Below are 17,423 nucleotides of genomic sequence, written 5' to 3'. Positions count from 1 at the left end.
ATCAGCTGAATCCTTAAATTCTATGGTTCTTACAACTTGTGCTTCACTAGAAGTTTCACCTTTTACAACTGGTCTTAAGTTTGAATCTTTTGGTTCTAATACTGTTGTTGGTAAGTTTTCTAAATCACTTACAAACACGGTTAAATTCTTGTTTTCAATTTCACTTACTAAGTCATCATTTGCTACTTTTAATGACTTGATAGCTGGATCGATTACTTTCACTGTTCTAGTTACTGGATCAGCCTGTAACTTGACTTTAGAATCACCAGTATAAACATAAACTGAATCTTCATATGTGTAAGTGATATCAAATGAACCAGCTACTTCTAATGACACAGTATCCACTGTAACAGCATTTTTTTCTACTGGATCATCGTGCTCTTTTGCCTTTGCACCTGGATCTGTATAGTTCCCAGAAGCTTTTTTAACCGATTCACTAGCCTGACCATTTAATGTGATGACCGGCTTGTTTCTTAATACATATGTTACTGTATAAGTCTCATAGACTTTATCAGCCGAATCCATAAATTCTATGGTTCTTACAATTTGTGTTTCACTAGCTTCATTACCTTTTACAACTGGTCTTAAGTTTGAATCTTTTGGTTTTAAGATCGTTGTCGGTAAGTTATCTAAACTACTTACAAAGACAGTTAGGTTCTTATTTTCAATTTCACTGACTAAGTCATCATTTGCTACTTTTAACGACTCAATTGATAAATCGTATAATTTAGCTTTTAATGTAATATCACCATTAATTGGAGTACTATCAAACTCAAATTTCTGACCATTTAGTTGCCATTCTATAAAAGCATATCCATCAATATCTAAACCACCAGGATTATTTGCAAAACCTCCTAATTTGATAGATTGCATTGGTGGTAAAGTGCCACTAATACCCGCTTCTAATTCAAAATCTACACTATAAGTTGGAAGTGGTATGATTTTAACTGTAACAGTTACTAAAGCTGTTCCACCTTTGTTATCAGTTATAACATAAGTGAATGTATCATCATCCGTTGAGTTGTTTTTAGGTGTATAGGTGTAAACACCTGCATCTTCTGAGATTGTACCAGCAGTAGGTAAATTAACAGTCTGGATGGTTACATCATCACCTTCTATGTCTCTCCCCAACCTAAATGCTATCGTTACTGGTGTATTCTCTGTCACTTGAATTTCATAATCATCTTGTATTGGAGCATCATTTACTGGTGTCACTTCAACTGTGATTTTACCAGTAGTAGAAGCTTTACCATCATTAACCGTGTAGTTAAATTCTACTGTACCATGATAATTAGGGTCTGGTGTAAATACGACTTCATTACTTGAATTGATTGAAGCAATAGCATTTTCAACATTGCCAAGTGAAATACTTAAATCATCATCATCTACATCATCTGCTTTAGTATAGAATGTAATTGCCACATCTTCAGCAGTTGTCTTCTTAAAATCCGGTGCTGTTGGCGCTGTATTTATGATCTTACCAATTGCTACAATACCAACTTTTTCAGATTCAATCGAATCTTCTGACTGAGCATAAAGATCAACACTTGTTGTTTTAACATTCTTTTGTCTCATCCATACTTGATCAATACTTGTTGTAGGTGTATCGTTTGCTGCTTGAGTTTGACTAAATACAACTGGAGACTCCTCAAAAGTAATGCCAAATGGATGTGTTACAAATCCATCAAACATTGGATCATCATTTATGTCTCTAGTACTTACAAAGAAGTCTTTACCATCGATTTTATGTTTACCTTCTGATAAGACAATATAAGAAACTAACTCAAATTTGTGATAATCAGAAGATCTATCTTTGTTCCATTCTTCTAAAGCAATTTTAAATGATGTTGAGGTAACATCTTTTATTCTGATATGTGTTCTATCATGACCCTCATAAGATGACATTTGAGCGATTACAACTGGGTTAGAAACACTTTCATATTCTACTTCATGCCATTCTAGTGGTCTTTCACCTGGTTGATTAGGTACTCTACCATTATGATTAAAGTCTATGACTTCATTTCCAGCATAACCAACTACTTCATCTTCATCACTTATGATTGCTTGCGCTTCTAAAGCTAAATAGGCAATACTTTCTGGATTAGCATCAGTATTATTTCCATTACTTAACTCTACTAATGTGTCAAAGCCATTTGGATAAGTTTCATAAGTACCATCTATTAAATCATTATCATCATAGTCGCTAAGTAAAATATTGTTTCTTAAGTTTGCTGCAATAGTATTTTTTGTAGATTGCATTTGGGCTAAGAAAACCAACTCTTTATAACTTTGATCGAATGTAACTGTAGAACTTGTTTTGATAATTTCACTCGATAATTTATCTACCACGACATGGTCATTCTCAGTTAAAACATTTTCAGCTTTTACTGTTACTGTACGTTTAACAGGAAGTGCACTTAAGTAAGTTGTTGGAATACTTGCATCTCCAGTATAAACAAGAACATCCTCTGTATAAGTGTATATAATCTCAAATGAACCAGTATTTCTTAAAGATACAGTTCCTGATATATCAGCATCTTCATAACCTTCATGAGTCTCTACATCAGCACCTGGATCATCATAGTCTTTATCATCTTGTTTAATACTAACAGAAGAACCACCATTTAATGTGATAACAGGTTGTTTACGAACCACAAAGTTAATTCTATATGTTTCAGTTATTTGTCCATTTTCAGACGTTACTGTAATTGTTTGACCATTATCATCATGTAAACTCGAATGAGTTGCATTGGAATCTGTTGGCGTATAAGCAATTGCTGGTTTAACACCTTGACTCGTAACAAAAACAGTTAATGTATTTTCATTAAGAGAATTAACTTTTTCATCCCCAGCCACTCTTAATGATTTTAAAGTCGCGTCCTGCACAGGAATAGCAGGTACACCTTTATTTCTAAAATATACTGGTGTATCAATATCACCATTTTTAGCTAAGTAGTTTGAAGTCCAGATCCAAGATGTGTTGGTTTTATCTCTCCATCCTTTAAACCAAGTACTATAACTTACCTCTTGTGGATTTACCCACCCAGAACCTTTATAACCTTCTTGATACCATTTATATACTTCACTTTCACTGACTCTATAATCTTCAGGTTTACCTGTGCCAGTGTAATAATACCAACCATTGCTTGTACCTTGAATATTGCCTGATTCATCAACATATTCTAAGGCAAATCCTGCAACCGTATCGGAACCAGAACCATCGTGTGCAACAGCTGCTAATAAATCTGTAGATGTTGGTCTTACATTATATTTAACAGGGCTTCTCCAACTGCCAATCTTATTACCAACCTCACTACCATTATGGTATAAGATATAACCATCATCAGCAGCAACCCATAATTTGTTGTCGATTATAGCAGTAGGTTGAATACTCATTGATGTCATCATAGTATTCGTTTCAAATACTGGATTGATACCTTTAACATCAGAATCACTAGACTCATCAGTTTTTCCTAAATCGGTATCTTCTTCAGTTTCTTCTAAATCAGTATCCTCTTCAGTTTCTCCTAAATCAGTATCCTCTTCAGTTTCTTCTAAATCAGCATCTTCTTCAGTTTCTTCTAAATCAGTATCCTCTTCAATTTCTTCTAAATCAGTACCTTCTTCAGTTTCTTCTAAATCAGCATCTTCTTCAGTTTCTTCTAAATCAGCATCTTCTTCAGTTTCTTCTAAATCAGTACCTTCTTCAGTTTCTTCTAAATCAGCATCTTCTTCAGTTTCTTCTAAATCAGTATCCTCTTCAGTTTCTTCTAAATCAGTATCTTCTTCAGTTTCTTCTAAATCAGTATCTTCTTCAGTTTCTTCTAAATCAGTATCCTCTTCAGTTTCTTCTAAATCAGTACTTTTCATATTACTACTAACCACTTGATTTTCTTCAACTGCGAAAGCAATGTAATTAAGTGGTGTACTTGTAAGCACGAGTACAACAACTAGTAACATGGATGTAAAACGTTTCATGTAATTCTTCAATCTTTCAACCTCCTCTATAAATATCTATGTATATCCATATTTATAAGCACAAAATAAGCGCTCACAAAAGTGAGCTGCTTCTTATTATACTAAATTGATGCACAAAATAAATGGTTCTTGATTGTTTAGACATATATCGTTCTATTTAGCCAAAAAATTTTAGGTGTTTTATCAAATTTCACATAGCAAGAGGTGTTTGACCATTCGAATTAACTTAAGTTATTCATGTCCCTACTTAAGTTATTCTTCATTGCACTTAAGTTAATCCTATAACTCTTAGGTTATTTTTCATCGTACTTAGGTTAATCCCGTATCACTTAGGTTATTTTTCAAAAACTTTGGATATTGGATCCAGATTCAGTTTGCTTGTACACTCTATGCAGTGCTCCCAGTCTTCTAAATCTTTCACCTCATTCCAACTGTTTACCATGCAATAAGGACTATAGTTTTGTTTACGAGATGGGTCAATTTTTAGTATCAATCAATAATAAGAAGCTATATCACTTATCACAAAAAGGTGAAAAGGCGTGTAAAGCAAAGTGTGTCAATCAGAACTAAAAAACTGATAGCACACTTTTTACACGCCTAATATCATATAATTTTACAGAAAGCATTTGTACCTAGTAAACAGATACATCTTTTTTCACAGCATACATTCTTAAACTCTGAATTAAATCATACAGTTTATTCATCTCTAAATAATCATTATAGTAATTCCGTCCTATTAAGAGTCCTTTCTTCTTTGAGTCATTACTCCAACTTATGTCATCATAAGATACTATCTTTTTTGCCCTTCCTTTTAGGATTGGGATAATGCCTTCAGTTGTAAATAAGATATCACAGTCATACTTAGAGCGATCATCTATAACAGCAAGCGTTTTAGATCGAATACCAGAATATTTCTTTAACGATTTACTATAAAAATAACGATGCATTCTCGTATCTTCTTGTGTGAAGAACTCAATCTTTTCATCTTTAATAATTTCATCAATATGGTCCTTGATACATTGAATCATCGACTGGTTTTTTTCTATTCTTTCGCTTTGCTCAATGGCAACTTTACCTAGCAAGTCTGGTGTAAAGTGTGTCATTGTATTATTATCAACTTCAACATCATCCTTATGTTGATAAAGGATTTCAGGGCTAGGTATGTTTTCTATTTCACAAAACTTTGACAAGTTGAGTTCTGCAATTGCGAAATCACTCATCTCTTTTTTAGCTTCAATAGACTGCTTGATCATGAGTACAAGATAAGCAATCAACTCATTTGTAAGCATACGTAAAGATATACTCTGAATGGCTTCATAATTTTGTGTACTAAAATTATTCAATAGTTGATCTACTTTCTGTATTGTTGTTCGACTATCATGGATAGTTTTTTTTACTAGTTCAACCATTTCTAACTGCTTGTGTTCATCTTGTACACATTCTAAGACACAAACAGAGTTAAACATGCGATTTAGTATATCAATTATTTCATAGGAATATGTAATTTGCCTAGCTTCATTCTTATAAAAATGACTCTTTGAATGATCATCCATAATGAGCTTCACTCTATTAACTCTTTCACGCTTAGCTTCAGGTGTTTCCTGATAAATCTCATCAGATACCACATCGGGGAGTGGCACAATTTTATTGATTAAGATCTCATACTTCTGAATAAACTCTGATAGGACTAACTTGTACTTAACCTTTAAAATACTTTTTTGAGATTGAACAAACTGAAACTGCAGTTCTTCGCGTGACGCCGACAACAGACCTTCAGGCAATGGAAATAAATACTTAGCATCTACTCTAGTTTTTAGTAGATTATAATCACTCTTTGATGTCGCACTTTGCAAGGAGATATAGTCATCTACATATATTGTACTTAAAAGTTGAGCATTGGTAATCTCATTATAGCCTTCATTAACAAGTTGTCTAAGAATGCCTTTAGCTTTACTGACTTCACCAACCTTGATGTATGCGATTGCACACAATTGAAGAACATCAAAAGAGTTATAAGCAGATTTCTTGGCAATATCAATCAACTTCAAAATCTTATCTCTATCTTCTTTCGTATCAAGTAGTTCAATGTACTCTAGATTACATGATGCTGTAATGCTATCTTCTCGCAATAAGTTGTATTTATTTACTTCTCCATAATATTCAAAACACTTACGTGCTCGTTCTCTGAATACTTCTTTGCCTTCATTATCAAGACCATAATTATCACTATTTGCAATCGCGTTAGCTGTATTTCCAAAGTAGTACCAAAATGGTGGGTAAGCAACAAATCTTTCTTTTATTACATCTAATCTTTCGTACTTACGCAAATCATCATCATCTAATAAAATCACATCATACTGCTTGATTTGACGTTCAGTCAGTCTAAAGTCATCTGGAAAACTGTATTTATCAGCTAACCGCCACGCAGTTTCAAACAACTGCTGTTGCAAGGCTTGAAATTGCTCTATAGCAGTCTTCTGTAAATTCCAGTGTTGTTTTTCCCTATCCATTTGGTATTCAGAACGATTTTTTCTGTAGTTCATATAACCAATGCCGACTTGTGATGCCAGAGAAATGGCCATTGTAACTGGACTACCGCCAGCAACTAATAAACCCAGATTCGGCACTGAAGACCAGATTGTATTTTTCATTTTTTGCTGGTACTCTTTTTCAATAAAAGCCTTATCCCCTTCATGAATTCTGAAGAAGGTGATTGTCTCTAACAATCTTTTTAAAATATTTAGAAGGACTTCATCTTTAGGCATATTTTCAAGGTTAAGATTATTTAGGATTGTTTCATATTCTTGCTCGAGAATAGTCATATCGTCATAATCAATAATTTGAGAAACAGAAACAGCACATAAATTAAGTGCATATGCTACTTGAAGCTGTTTTCTTGTATCATTAGATTGTGTACTCATCATTAATCCTCCCCAAACAAATCATCTAAATCATCCGCCATACTTGCTTTTTCTTCTGTTTCATCTTCGACATTCTCATTATCAGTAGAATCAACTACAGTTGATTTTGATTTAAACTCTTTGACAGCAAGCCAACCAATAGCCTCTGTTATACCTCCAGCTGTTGTTGCATTGACAGCGTTGCCAACAATAGGAACCCACCCCAATAAAACTTGTGATACACCTCGTCCGACAAAAGCTGCGGCTGCATTTGCAATTATCCCTTTGGCTAGTCCTTCTGTAACCTTATGACCAAATATAGTACCAAGTTTTATAATCATCCCCACCTGAATAGGCGCTATAACGGTATTATCAGCTAAAGGGATTTGTGACATCCCTCCAGCAGCTGCACTAGCAGCTACTGCAGCCCCGTGTATGACGGTATGACATTTCTTCTTCTCTTCATCTGTTAATTTAACTCTTGTCTTTTTCATTCTAACCCCTGTTTCTTATATCTATCTCGATTACTATTGGCACATGATCAGAAACCTCATTACGATAAGCTTCAAAATCATCCGAATAGTATTTTCTTACAGCATCAACTTTCCTATAACTAACACCCACACCAGAAAATCTGACTGAATCATATGAAAAATGATCATAATTGTTGGCATAACCTCTATCAGGATTATCATCAGAAGCATTCATGTCATCTTCTTGATTTTTTAAGGTTGTTAACTGATCTTGGACTGTTTCAATACATTTTTCGTTGTTACCATCAAGTACAATAACCTTTTCTCTATCAACATAAACTGGATTTCTTCCTGGTCCTATTGTCCATGGCCTTTTTAGATTCATGTTATAGTCTCCAAGTATGATGGTATAAGAAGGCATATTATCACCATAACATCTGTCGGCTTGTTTAGGATAAATAGCCTCCATCATAACATCAAACTCGTTTTTTCTCATTTTTGCACTAGAAAGGTCTGAAACAACACTTGCACCTTTATTGTACATAAAGTGTACGTTAATTAATCTAATTTCATAAGAAGAACCACCTGGTAAGCCACGTGTTGTAAATCTTGCATAATAGGGATTTCTAGCAAGTGCATGTTGTCCCTTAGACTTGTCTAATCTGTACCTCTCAATTATTCTTGGATAACTCACCCTTTTGCCATAAGGCGTTTGAGTTTCTACAGGTTTTATTCTTTTGGTATTCCATATATAAGCGTAGCCCTTTGATGCATGTGCTGAACTTTTTTCAGGTTTCATCCAAGCCTTATCCCAGTTAGGTCCTAAAGCTCTTAAAAGTATATTGAGGGCTGATTCACTGATAACTTCTTGTAATGCAACAACATCCATTTCTTCATTTCTTATAATCTCAGCTATTCTTATAAAGTTCTTTTTACTACTACCCGAAGACTTAAAATTGAAATTATGCATGTTCATTGAACCAATTCTAATACTCATAAATATTCCTATTCTTAATGTCTCTATATTATTGTCTTCCTACATACTATTTTACAGCTTATCAATATGACATGCTACAGATAACCATTAATAAATTGGAATACCTAAAAAAGATATTTTCTATTATGATTGTCTAAATATGTTGCATAATTGGCTAGATGTGATATGTTCAGCCGTTAAGAATATTTATATTTTATAATGTATCAAATAGTCAAAGTACCTAAATGACAAAATAATCATACTAATATACAAAAATATATTCGTTTATCACATATGATACTACTAGATTATTCAAGTTTATGATGGGCAAAAATAACTATTTATGAAGAATGAAAAGGAGAGCTAAAATTGAAGAATTCACAAAAAATATCACTAGTAATCTTAATTCTAATTGCAGTGTTAATTCAAAATGCAAGTGCAGAAGAACACATTGATCCATTTATCTACATTGACGGAATAACATCTCTGTATGTTACCCAAGAGGGCGATCTCTATATGAGTGGTAGACTTGGAGAAATGGGGATAGAAGGTCTTCCTGATAAAAGTTACCAATACGTCAAAATTATGAGTGGTGTAAAACAAGCTAAGACTTCACATTCTTTGATCGCAATCTTAAAAGTCGACGGTACACTCTGGACTTGTATGAAAAGTAATATTGAATATTTACATCCCAATAGACCAAAAACACTTGCAAAAGAGCCCATAAAAATAGCTGACAATGTAAGTGACTTTGAAGTCAAAAATGATAATCTTTATATGATAAAAAATGATTCATCATTATGGGTTCTAGGTGAAAATTCTTCAAATGACCTTTTATTAATGAAACAAGCAACTTTTAATGAGCCTACTAAGATTATGGAAGGTGTAAAACAAGTTTCTAGCTTCTCTTCAGATACAGTTTCCTATGTACTCAAAACAGATGGTAGTGTTTGGAGTATTGGCGCATATAGTCCTTACCAACCAATAGAAGAGTGGTCTTCTGAGCCATATTTTATTGCAGAAAACATAAAAAAAATTCGAGCAGGTCAAGATAAAATCTATATGATTGACGAAAACGATGTCTTATTTCGATGGAGTGCAATAAGAACTTATTATTCAGACACTAACGAAAGTACATTTGGAGTCCTTGATGAGTTAATGCCTAATGTCTATGATGTGTTTGAATATCCTGATGATGAGGATAGACTTGATGATTGCATCCTCATTCATTCTAAAGACGGAAAAATCATAGTCGGTAAGAAACTAGGTACAAAATTCGGAGAAACAAAAGTTATTTACAAAGGTATAAAAAAAATTCACGTTTATGACTGTAATAGAATAATGATTGATTCAAATGATCAGTTATATACTTTAGGCAAGAACAATCAGGGTGTATTAGGCTTTTCAAATAATACTTCTTTAGATATTTCATCACCTAAAAAAGTTAGTGAAGGCATTATTGATGTGGATTTAGATCGAAATTATATTTTGCGCGAAGACGGTAAACTTTTATTTTGGGATAAAGATAATTCTGAGAATTACACTTTCATAGAAACATTCGGTGATAAACTAGATAATATCACATACAGCAAAAAAAATGGTTCTTTAATTAAATTCGCTGGAGAAACTAAATTATACGCATTCTTTGATAATACGATTTCAGATACTGTTATTGAGTCAAAATCTCCTTACAAGTATGTCTTATACGAGTTTGATGAAGCTATAGATGACTTTTATATTAAACATCCAAAAGTCGGTGAACCTTACTTAATAAAAGACGGCAAGCTCATGGACAAAAATAATGATCAGATACTGTTTACTGAATATAGTAATCATTTAAATAAAGATATTAAGTTAATTGACTTTAAAAATCGTCGAACTTATTTTCTCAATACAAACGGCGATTTCTATACATGGTTCAATGTATCTGCATACTCAACTGAAAATGGGTTAAAGCCACAACTGATTGCAGAAAATGTAGCTTCTTTCCAGATAGGTTACAACGACAATATTTTTGTTCTGAAAAATGATGGTTCCTTATATGTAAAGCCAAATCCACAATATTGGTATCATGAGTTAGACTCTGAATTACAAATTATTAAAATTACTGAGGGAGTGAAACAACATGACGGACTCATTGTTGTGAAAGACAATGGAGACGTAGAAAATTTCCATCAAGCACTTTATAAATACAGTAACACCAAGAATCCAGACGTTTTTAACTCACCCGTGAAAGAGTTTTCAAATGCAAAATTTATATCAGTCTTAGATACTACCAGAGCTGCTATCACAGAAGATGGTGAACTTTATTGTTGGAGTACATACCACGATCCAGAGAATGTTGATCAATTTTTTGGTGTTTCACGTTACTCCACAAGTGAGTTACACCTAATTAGAAGCTTGCCGGGTTTAGCTGATATAACTACTTTACTAAATAGTCCTGATCAAGACAGCAATAATCATCATACTAATAACATACCAAACGACTTGACTCCTAATACAAGTTCGAATATTGATGATGTTCTTAAAGATATTACATCGGACCATCCAAATTACGTGGCAATGAATTATTTCTATAGAAATGGTGTTGTTAATGGATATCCTGATTTGACAATCAAATCAGAGGCTGATATTACCAGGGCTGAAGTAGCAGCGATAATCACTAAAAGTTTGGCACTAAAAAGTACTAATAAATCAAAGACATTCAATGACGTAGATAATCACTGGAGTAAAAAGTATGCTTTAATAACAGGATCAAATGGCATCTTTAATGGTTATAATGACGGTTCTTTCGGTGTTGACAAAAACATCACTTATGCAGAAGTTATGGTAGTTATAACAAATCTGACGGGCGGACTTACGGAAAACCTACAATTAGACAGTGAAGAACTTACTGATATTAAATGGTACAGCCTTTATCCATATGATTTGCTGCACAAAGGAATAATCAATGACGACGAAATGCATTCTCTACTGGATATGGCAGTAGAAAACTCCAGCAGAGCATACATGATGGAAATACTATACAGAGCTCTAATCAACAATCTAATTGATTTTAATTAGTTCTTCACCCGCTTGAATATAAAAAAATTAAAATGAACTATGAATCTAATCAGACGATTTATAGTTCATTTACTTTATTTATTAGTCATCCATATGGCTAAAACGTGTATTTCTGATAATTACAGCCTCAATCATATATATGGTAATATCAGACACAGAATAGGTTGACCTTCCTACTTTTGTACAACTAAATGATTTGGTGTGTTACTATTACTTGTTCCTAATCTCTTATTTAATATAAAAATCAAACTCACCATTCTTTTATGAATGATATCGCTTTATAAACAGACTACACCAAATATATCTTAACACTTTTGTTAAGATATGATAAAATACAATTACAACCATGGAGGTTATGGTGAAAATTATAAAATCTAGCTCTTATAAAAAAAGCTTAAAAAGTAAAAAACTCCAAAATCAACATAAGGAACGTATTGAAAAAATCTTTAAAATACTTATTGATGCAGATAACTTCAATAGTTTATTTACGAGTAATCTCGCAAGGACGTATAAGTTCGAAAGGCTCAAGCACAGCTTAAATCGGGCTTTTAGTTTTCAATAGACAATAAACAAATACGTTTAATCATTAAACCTAATACTACAAAAGATTACTCTAAACTTGAACTTGAGAAAGAGGTTCTTATTTATGATATTTCTTTTGACCATTACAAAGATATCAAATAAGAGATTATGTACAGAAAGGATGGAACTTATGTATAATTTTGCTGATTACTTAATTGATTACTTAGAATTTGAAAACATCTCCCATAATGAGTTTGCAAAACACTTAGATATAAACCCTTCACAACTATCTATGATTCTGAATAAAAAGAGAAAGCTGAGTTTTGATCTGATGAAGAAAATTTCGATGATAACACCTTTTACTATTGAAGAAATCGTCAAAGTTGAGTCAACTTATGATATTGAAAAAAAGATAGAAGAGGCATTTCATAAACACAATGACACCTATAAGGCATATATCAAGAGATATAAGTATAAACAGCTTGAAGATTACGATGAAGACATCATACTAAAGGATATTGATAACGAACTACAAGTCGTTAAGGATATTATGGCCTATCTGAGAATATCATCTCCGTTTATTAATAAAGTGGATAATGTTTTATTCAAAAGCAAACATGACAAAACTGAGCTCGTCAATATTTGGCTAGAAAAATGTTTTAGAGAGACCAAGAAACAGGAGATTGAAGAATATACACCAAACAGCATCAATGAAATCGTAAAGAACATCATTCAATTTGCAAAGAGGGGTATATTTAATAGAGATGAACTAACTAAACTTTTCAATGATAACGGGATCTTCTTAAGTATCATTGAAGATTTACCTGGGAGTAAAATAAGAGGAGCATTTAAAGTATTAGACACTAAACCTGCAATTTACATCACTCTAAAACATAAAAGACCTGCTGATGTGTACTTTGCCTTACTACATGAACTTGCACATTGTAAAACAGATTTTAACAGTGCCAAATCAAAATCATTTATATCATTTGAAGACAATGTTTTAAAAGAAATACCACTTGCAGAAAAGCTTGCAGATCAAAAGGCTTTTGACTGGATGATTAATGAAATGGTTTTTAATGAAATTGAAAAAGTCTATACAGATGAGAAGTTTTATAATATCATCAATCATTACGACATACCAGAGATGTTCTTGGTTTACAGACTAGCTATATCAAAAAACGTAGACTTTAATTTCAATAATAAACTCTATCAAAAACACAATCACGTATTCTAGTAACAAGATAATTTGACTTCTAACCAAAAGGCATCGGAAAACCGATGCTCTTTTTACTTATTAAACTTAAACTCATCAAAAAATTCATCCATTCTTATAGAATTATCATCTATATCTACACCTTTATTTTCATAACGTATTGAGTTCTTATTAAATTATGGGAATGAATCTTCAAGAAAATCAAAAGGATTAATATAGCCTATCATCTCTAAGAATGCTTGATTTTTTTCTATATCTGCTTTTGAGTCTCCTCCTACTACAGAGATTTCAATCATAGAATCTGATAACTTATTATACAGCTCTTTTTGACCGGCTAAGGGAATATAATGACTTTTATTTTATTTTAACCCAATGCAAAATGCAAATGAGTGTCTTACGGTACGATAAAGTTCTTAACTTCACTTACTTTTACGAATCTATCAAGAATATATTCAGGAAACTCGGAGTAATTAATGTTTGAAGATGGTGCTATATAGTCAATTACCCAACCTTTCTTTGCAGTCATTCTGTAACTAATATGCAAGGAACCACTTATTCAATGATCGCATGAATACTTCAATAATTACCATATAACCATATATCAAAAAAAACGTAAATAATCTAAAATTATTTTCAGATACTTTTTTTGATTAAATCCAATTCTTTCTCTCATTAAAGTTTAACCATTCATAAAGTCATTATATAAACATAGAAAAGCTTACTGATTTCTGTTTAGTAAGCCCTACTGATCAAGATCTCTATTCAAGTATTCATTAATAATCTTAATCTCATTGATTAAATCACTATAAACTTTTTTGATAATCTTATCTCCAATTACTGCAACACGTTTCTCCAGTAAATGAACTTTATTAATAACTATCTCATAACTACTATTTTGTATTTCTTGTTTTAAAACATTGAGTTCTTCTGCTAAATCGCTAAGGTACTTTGCAGTAAATGCACCTTTAGAATTGAACTTTTCATGTTCACCTTGAATGAAATAATTATTCTTATACAAATCATAAATATTCGCACCAAAAGTATTCTGCTGATCTCGATCAAACCGGCTAATTCTATATGGTGGGTATGAAGACTGAGAATCTTTCTTTTTCACCTGTAAAAAATTACACTGATCACCTCTAACATCACTTATTGTAACTGGATCATTACTACAGATTAAATATTGTACTTTTATTTTTTTATCACCAATCAAAAAATCAGTAAAATCAATCAGTTCAGTAATAAAAGTCTGTTTCCAAACAGGATGAAAACATGTCTCAGGTTCATCTAAAATAATCAAAATATCTGTTAACGAAGCATTTGCTTTTAAAACCTCATTATATCCAGCATAAATATTTGAATACAAACGCCATTTCATTTCAAATCCAGTAGAAATATTAAATAGTTCGTACATAACAGAAGCATCTTTCATTAATGCTTTCAGCTCATAAAATAACTCTTTATGCACTGGATTCTTAAGATCAAAACCGGTATCTAAAGTTTCTTTATAAAAGTGGTTATCATTTATTTTATCTAATATCTTATATACTAATGGCTTATAGTTCGAGTCTAAATTTTCAAGATATCTTAAAAACAAGTTCTTCCATAATGTCACATTCCTTCCTAGTTGAATATAATCATCTATTGAAAACTCATCTAATGCATCAAAAAAAGAAGTATCCTCACAAGCCTGATCATAGATTAGAAATAAGACCTTGAAAAATAGAGTATCCATCATCAAAATTACAGAATCTATTTTACTATTCGCTACTTGCGTATAATCACCTGAACGACGTGCAGCGACTAATCTCTTAATAACCCGGGTAACGACAACCGGATTGTTTTTTAAGCTAATATAGTTTGGCAAATACATTTGATTGCTATCAAAACTTTCTGAGTTTATCATCTCATAGATCCCATCAAACATATCCATATAATATTGATCAAAGGTCTCCTTAACACTATTTTGAATGTTGTCACTTATAAGAGCATTCATAGATTTGTCCGAAAAAGCAACAAACGGGATATCACTGTCTGTTTCTCTTTGATAAGTTCTTCTATAATTGTAATCAAAATTTGGACTGTATCTTACAATGCCTAAGGATGTATTATAAATATCACCATCTTTTTTTCCAAAGGACTTAAATTGCAAAATGTCCCCGTTTAACTCTAACAAGAGTGATTCATATTTATCTACAGGAATCTCACCAACAACTTCATTATCTAACAAGAATCTAAACTTATTACTGACATCATTCAAGTTCCTATTTTGAAAGTATATAATAATCTTTCCATTCGATGAAAAAATCAACAAGGACTGAACAGATTCTTGCATTTCTGTTAGTAAATCAAATATATTATTGGCACTATTACTTTTGCCACTGCCATTCGGTCCACATATGGCACTTATGTTACTTATTTTATTTGAGTAAAAATCTTCTATAAAATCATCATTTTTATTAATAGAAAAGTCAATTACGCCATCATTCATTTGACTGACAACCTTGAATTCACTTGGAAAAAATAACTCAAGGCCGTCTTCAAATTGCTCAATTATTTTTGATATAATTCTACAATATATTAACTTCATTTAATCCTCTTTTCAATAATCAGTCTTCTACTTCATTAATTTATACACTAGAAATACTTAGGTATAAATTGTCTTGTAACATCTCTGGTTAACTGACTTAAGACTTGATCCGAAAACTCATGTGAAAAGTACTGATTTCCCATAAGAAACTTATACAAATCTTTTTTAGATGGAACAGTCATATGGTTGCTTTGCAGCAATTTCACAGTATCAGCTATATAATCGTCAGTATACATAGAAATATTATCAAACAAATCTCGACCATAATTATTATGAATTTGATAAACATCCTCGATATGGAACACACCTAAGTTATAAAGCAAATCATGTGTACTTCTTATGATATCAGCAAAGTTCAGTCCAATCACAAGACTGCCACTAATATCATATTTTAGCTTAAATATCTGTAAATCATCTGGAAGACGACTATGCCTAGCGATAGGATAAATACATGGATATATCACATTTGATGAGGAAAGATTATTCAATGAATTTAGAATAATCTCATGCCTATAAGGACTCCTCTCATATTTTTTTGTTTTTATGAACTTTTTACTACCTTTAAAGCTTTGATTACAGACTTTACAACATGGTACCAAGTTAAATATGGAAATGCCTAAAAAAGGGAAGTCCGATTTACTATAAAAATGATCTAAATCTGGTTTTCTTCTTGCTCTAAATTTATCAAAGAAGGTAAGATATTGCCTATTACAGTAAGGACATGTTATAATCTCTAATGCTTCAATGTAATCATAAGGTCCCCATTTATAAGCTTCAAGAATTTGATCTAGTGCTTTAATCAATTTAACATGAAAGTCTGTTATGGATACTTTAACGCCACCTGTTAGTAAAGAATTATACTTCTTAAAGATAGGATTACACAATTGATTCATGTCATTAATTATCTTGAGCCTAGTAATTCCATTTTGGTCACAAAGCTTATTATAGAGAAGAGTCTTTAAATCAAAATGATGTTTAAGATTATCCAAATGGTCTAATGTTAGGTTTCTCTTTTTCTTACCATTTATAATGATCCTAAATCTGCTATTATCCAATAAGTCATTGAATATTGTAGGTTTGTTCTTATAGGAAGAAGAGAAACTGTCATAATTAAAAATATTTTTTTGTTGTCTAAAGAACTGAGCCAGTTCTTTATCACTTAACTTACCCAGTTTAGAAATGATTGGTTTTTCGGTACGCTCATACTTCATGATCGTTTCTATATCATCAACAGAACCAATAAAAATAGTCACTAAATGTTCTTTTAGAATTTTCATAATCGCATGTTCTTTAGAAGTCGCATTCAAACCACTGTAATATTTGTAAAATTTTCTCCTAGGTTCACCTAAACAATACAATAGATGTCTTTCTACTATGTAATCTTCCATTTCCTTGTTCAAATGAATATTTATCATACACTCTCCATCTCTTTCTTGTCCAAAACGCCCATATAAATAATAAGATAACAATCACACCAGACGAATCAAGCATATATCAGCTATACTGAGCTACAATTAGTTAATTCCTTATGTAGGGATCTCTCCTAACTATATATCGCAGTTGATAATAATTTATTTATAATTATATTATAACAAATTTCCCAGCCTTGACTAAGAGCTATATTTACAATTAAAGAAATATTACTATTTCTTCCCAACAGCAATACATAAACCACACAATTGCACAAGATGAAACAAAAATATAT

At 32.0% G+C, this 17,423-nt stretch carries 8 protein-coding genes; 2 read left to right on the top strand and 6 right to left on the bottom strand.

The genetic code is table 11. The features are described from left to right. The 4 genes from EZV73_RS24210 to EZV73_RS24195 all read right to left on the bottom strand — a co-directional run. On the bottom strand, positions 1-3,990 hold a 3,990-nt coding region (locus EZV73_RS24210), incomplete at its 3' end, for an Ig-like domain-containing protein (RefSeq protein WP_240843033.1). A gap of 620 nt (positions 3,991-4,610) precedes the next feature. Further along, positions 4,611-6,902 (bottom strand): hypothetical protein, encoded by a 2,292-nt coding sequence (locus EZV73_RS24205; protein WP_240843032.1) that lies wholly within the window; start codon positions 6,900-6,902, stop codon positions 4,611-4,613. Continuing rightward, positions 6,902-7,372 (bottom strand): hypothetical protein, encoded by a 471-nt coding sequence (locus EZV73_RS24200; protein WP_240843031.1) that lies wholly within the window; start codon positions 7,370-7,372, stop codon positions 6,902-6,904. The genes EZV73_RS24205 and EZV73_RS24200 overlap by 1 nt, the downstream gene beginning before the upstream one ends. Before the next feature lies 1 nt (position 7,373). Beyond that, positions 7,374-8,348, bottom strand: coding sequence for a hypothetical protein (locus EZV73_RS24195; RefSeq protein WP_240843030.1), 975 nt, complete (start codon positions 8,346-8,348; stop codon positions 7,374-7,376). Positions 8,349-8,696: 348 nt separating this feature from the next. Between EZV73_RS24195 and EZV73_RS24190 the strand changes: the two genes are divergently transcribed. After that, positions 8,697-11,390, top strand: a complete 2,694-nt coding sequence (locus tag EZV73_RS24190) for an S-layer homology domain-containing protein (protein WP_240843029.1) — start codon at positions 8,697-8,699, stop codon at positions 11,388-11,390. A 712-nt stretch (positions 11,391-12,102) separates the two neighbouring features. Further along, positions 12,103-13,149 (top strand): transcriptional regulator, encoded by a 1,047-nt coding sequence (locus EZV73_RS24185; RefSeq protein ID WP_240843028.1) that lies wholly within the window; start codon positions 12,103-12,105, stop codon positions 13,147-13,149. A 721-nt stretch (positions 13,150-13,870) separates the two neighbouring features. Here EZV73_RS24185 and EZV73_RS24180 read toward each other — a convergent pair. Both EZV73_RS24180 and EZV73_RS24175 read right to left on the bottom strand, forming a co-directional pair. Then, on the bottom strand, positions 13,871-15,718 hold the full coding sequence (locus EZV73_RS24180; protein WP_240843027.1) for a hypothetical protein: 1,848 nt from the start codon (positions 15,716-15,718) through the stop codon (positions 13,871-13,873). A 47-nt stretch (positions 15,719-15,765) separates the two neighbouring features. Continuing rightward, the gene (locus tag EZV73_RS24175; RefSeq protein ID WP_240843026.1) at positions 15,766-17,133 is read right to left on the bottom strand and encodes a hypothetical protein; all 1,368 of its coding nucleotides are present in this window, start codon (positions 17,131-17,133) and stop codon (positions 15,766-15,768) included. Positions 17,134-17,423 lie beyond the last annotated feature (290 nt).

It is taken from the genome of Acidaminobacter sp. JC074, assembly GCF_022496765.1.
In the GTDB taxonomy this organism is placed as follows: domain Bacteria; phylum Bacillota; class Clostridia; order Peptostreptococcales; family Acidaminobacteraceae; genus JABXKX01.
Note: the sequence above shows the minus strand (reverse complement) of the source record. Positions and strands in the feature narration are given on the sequence as shown.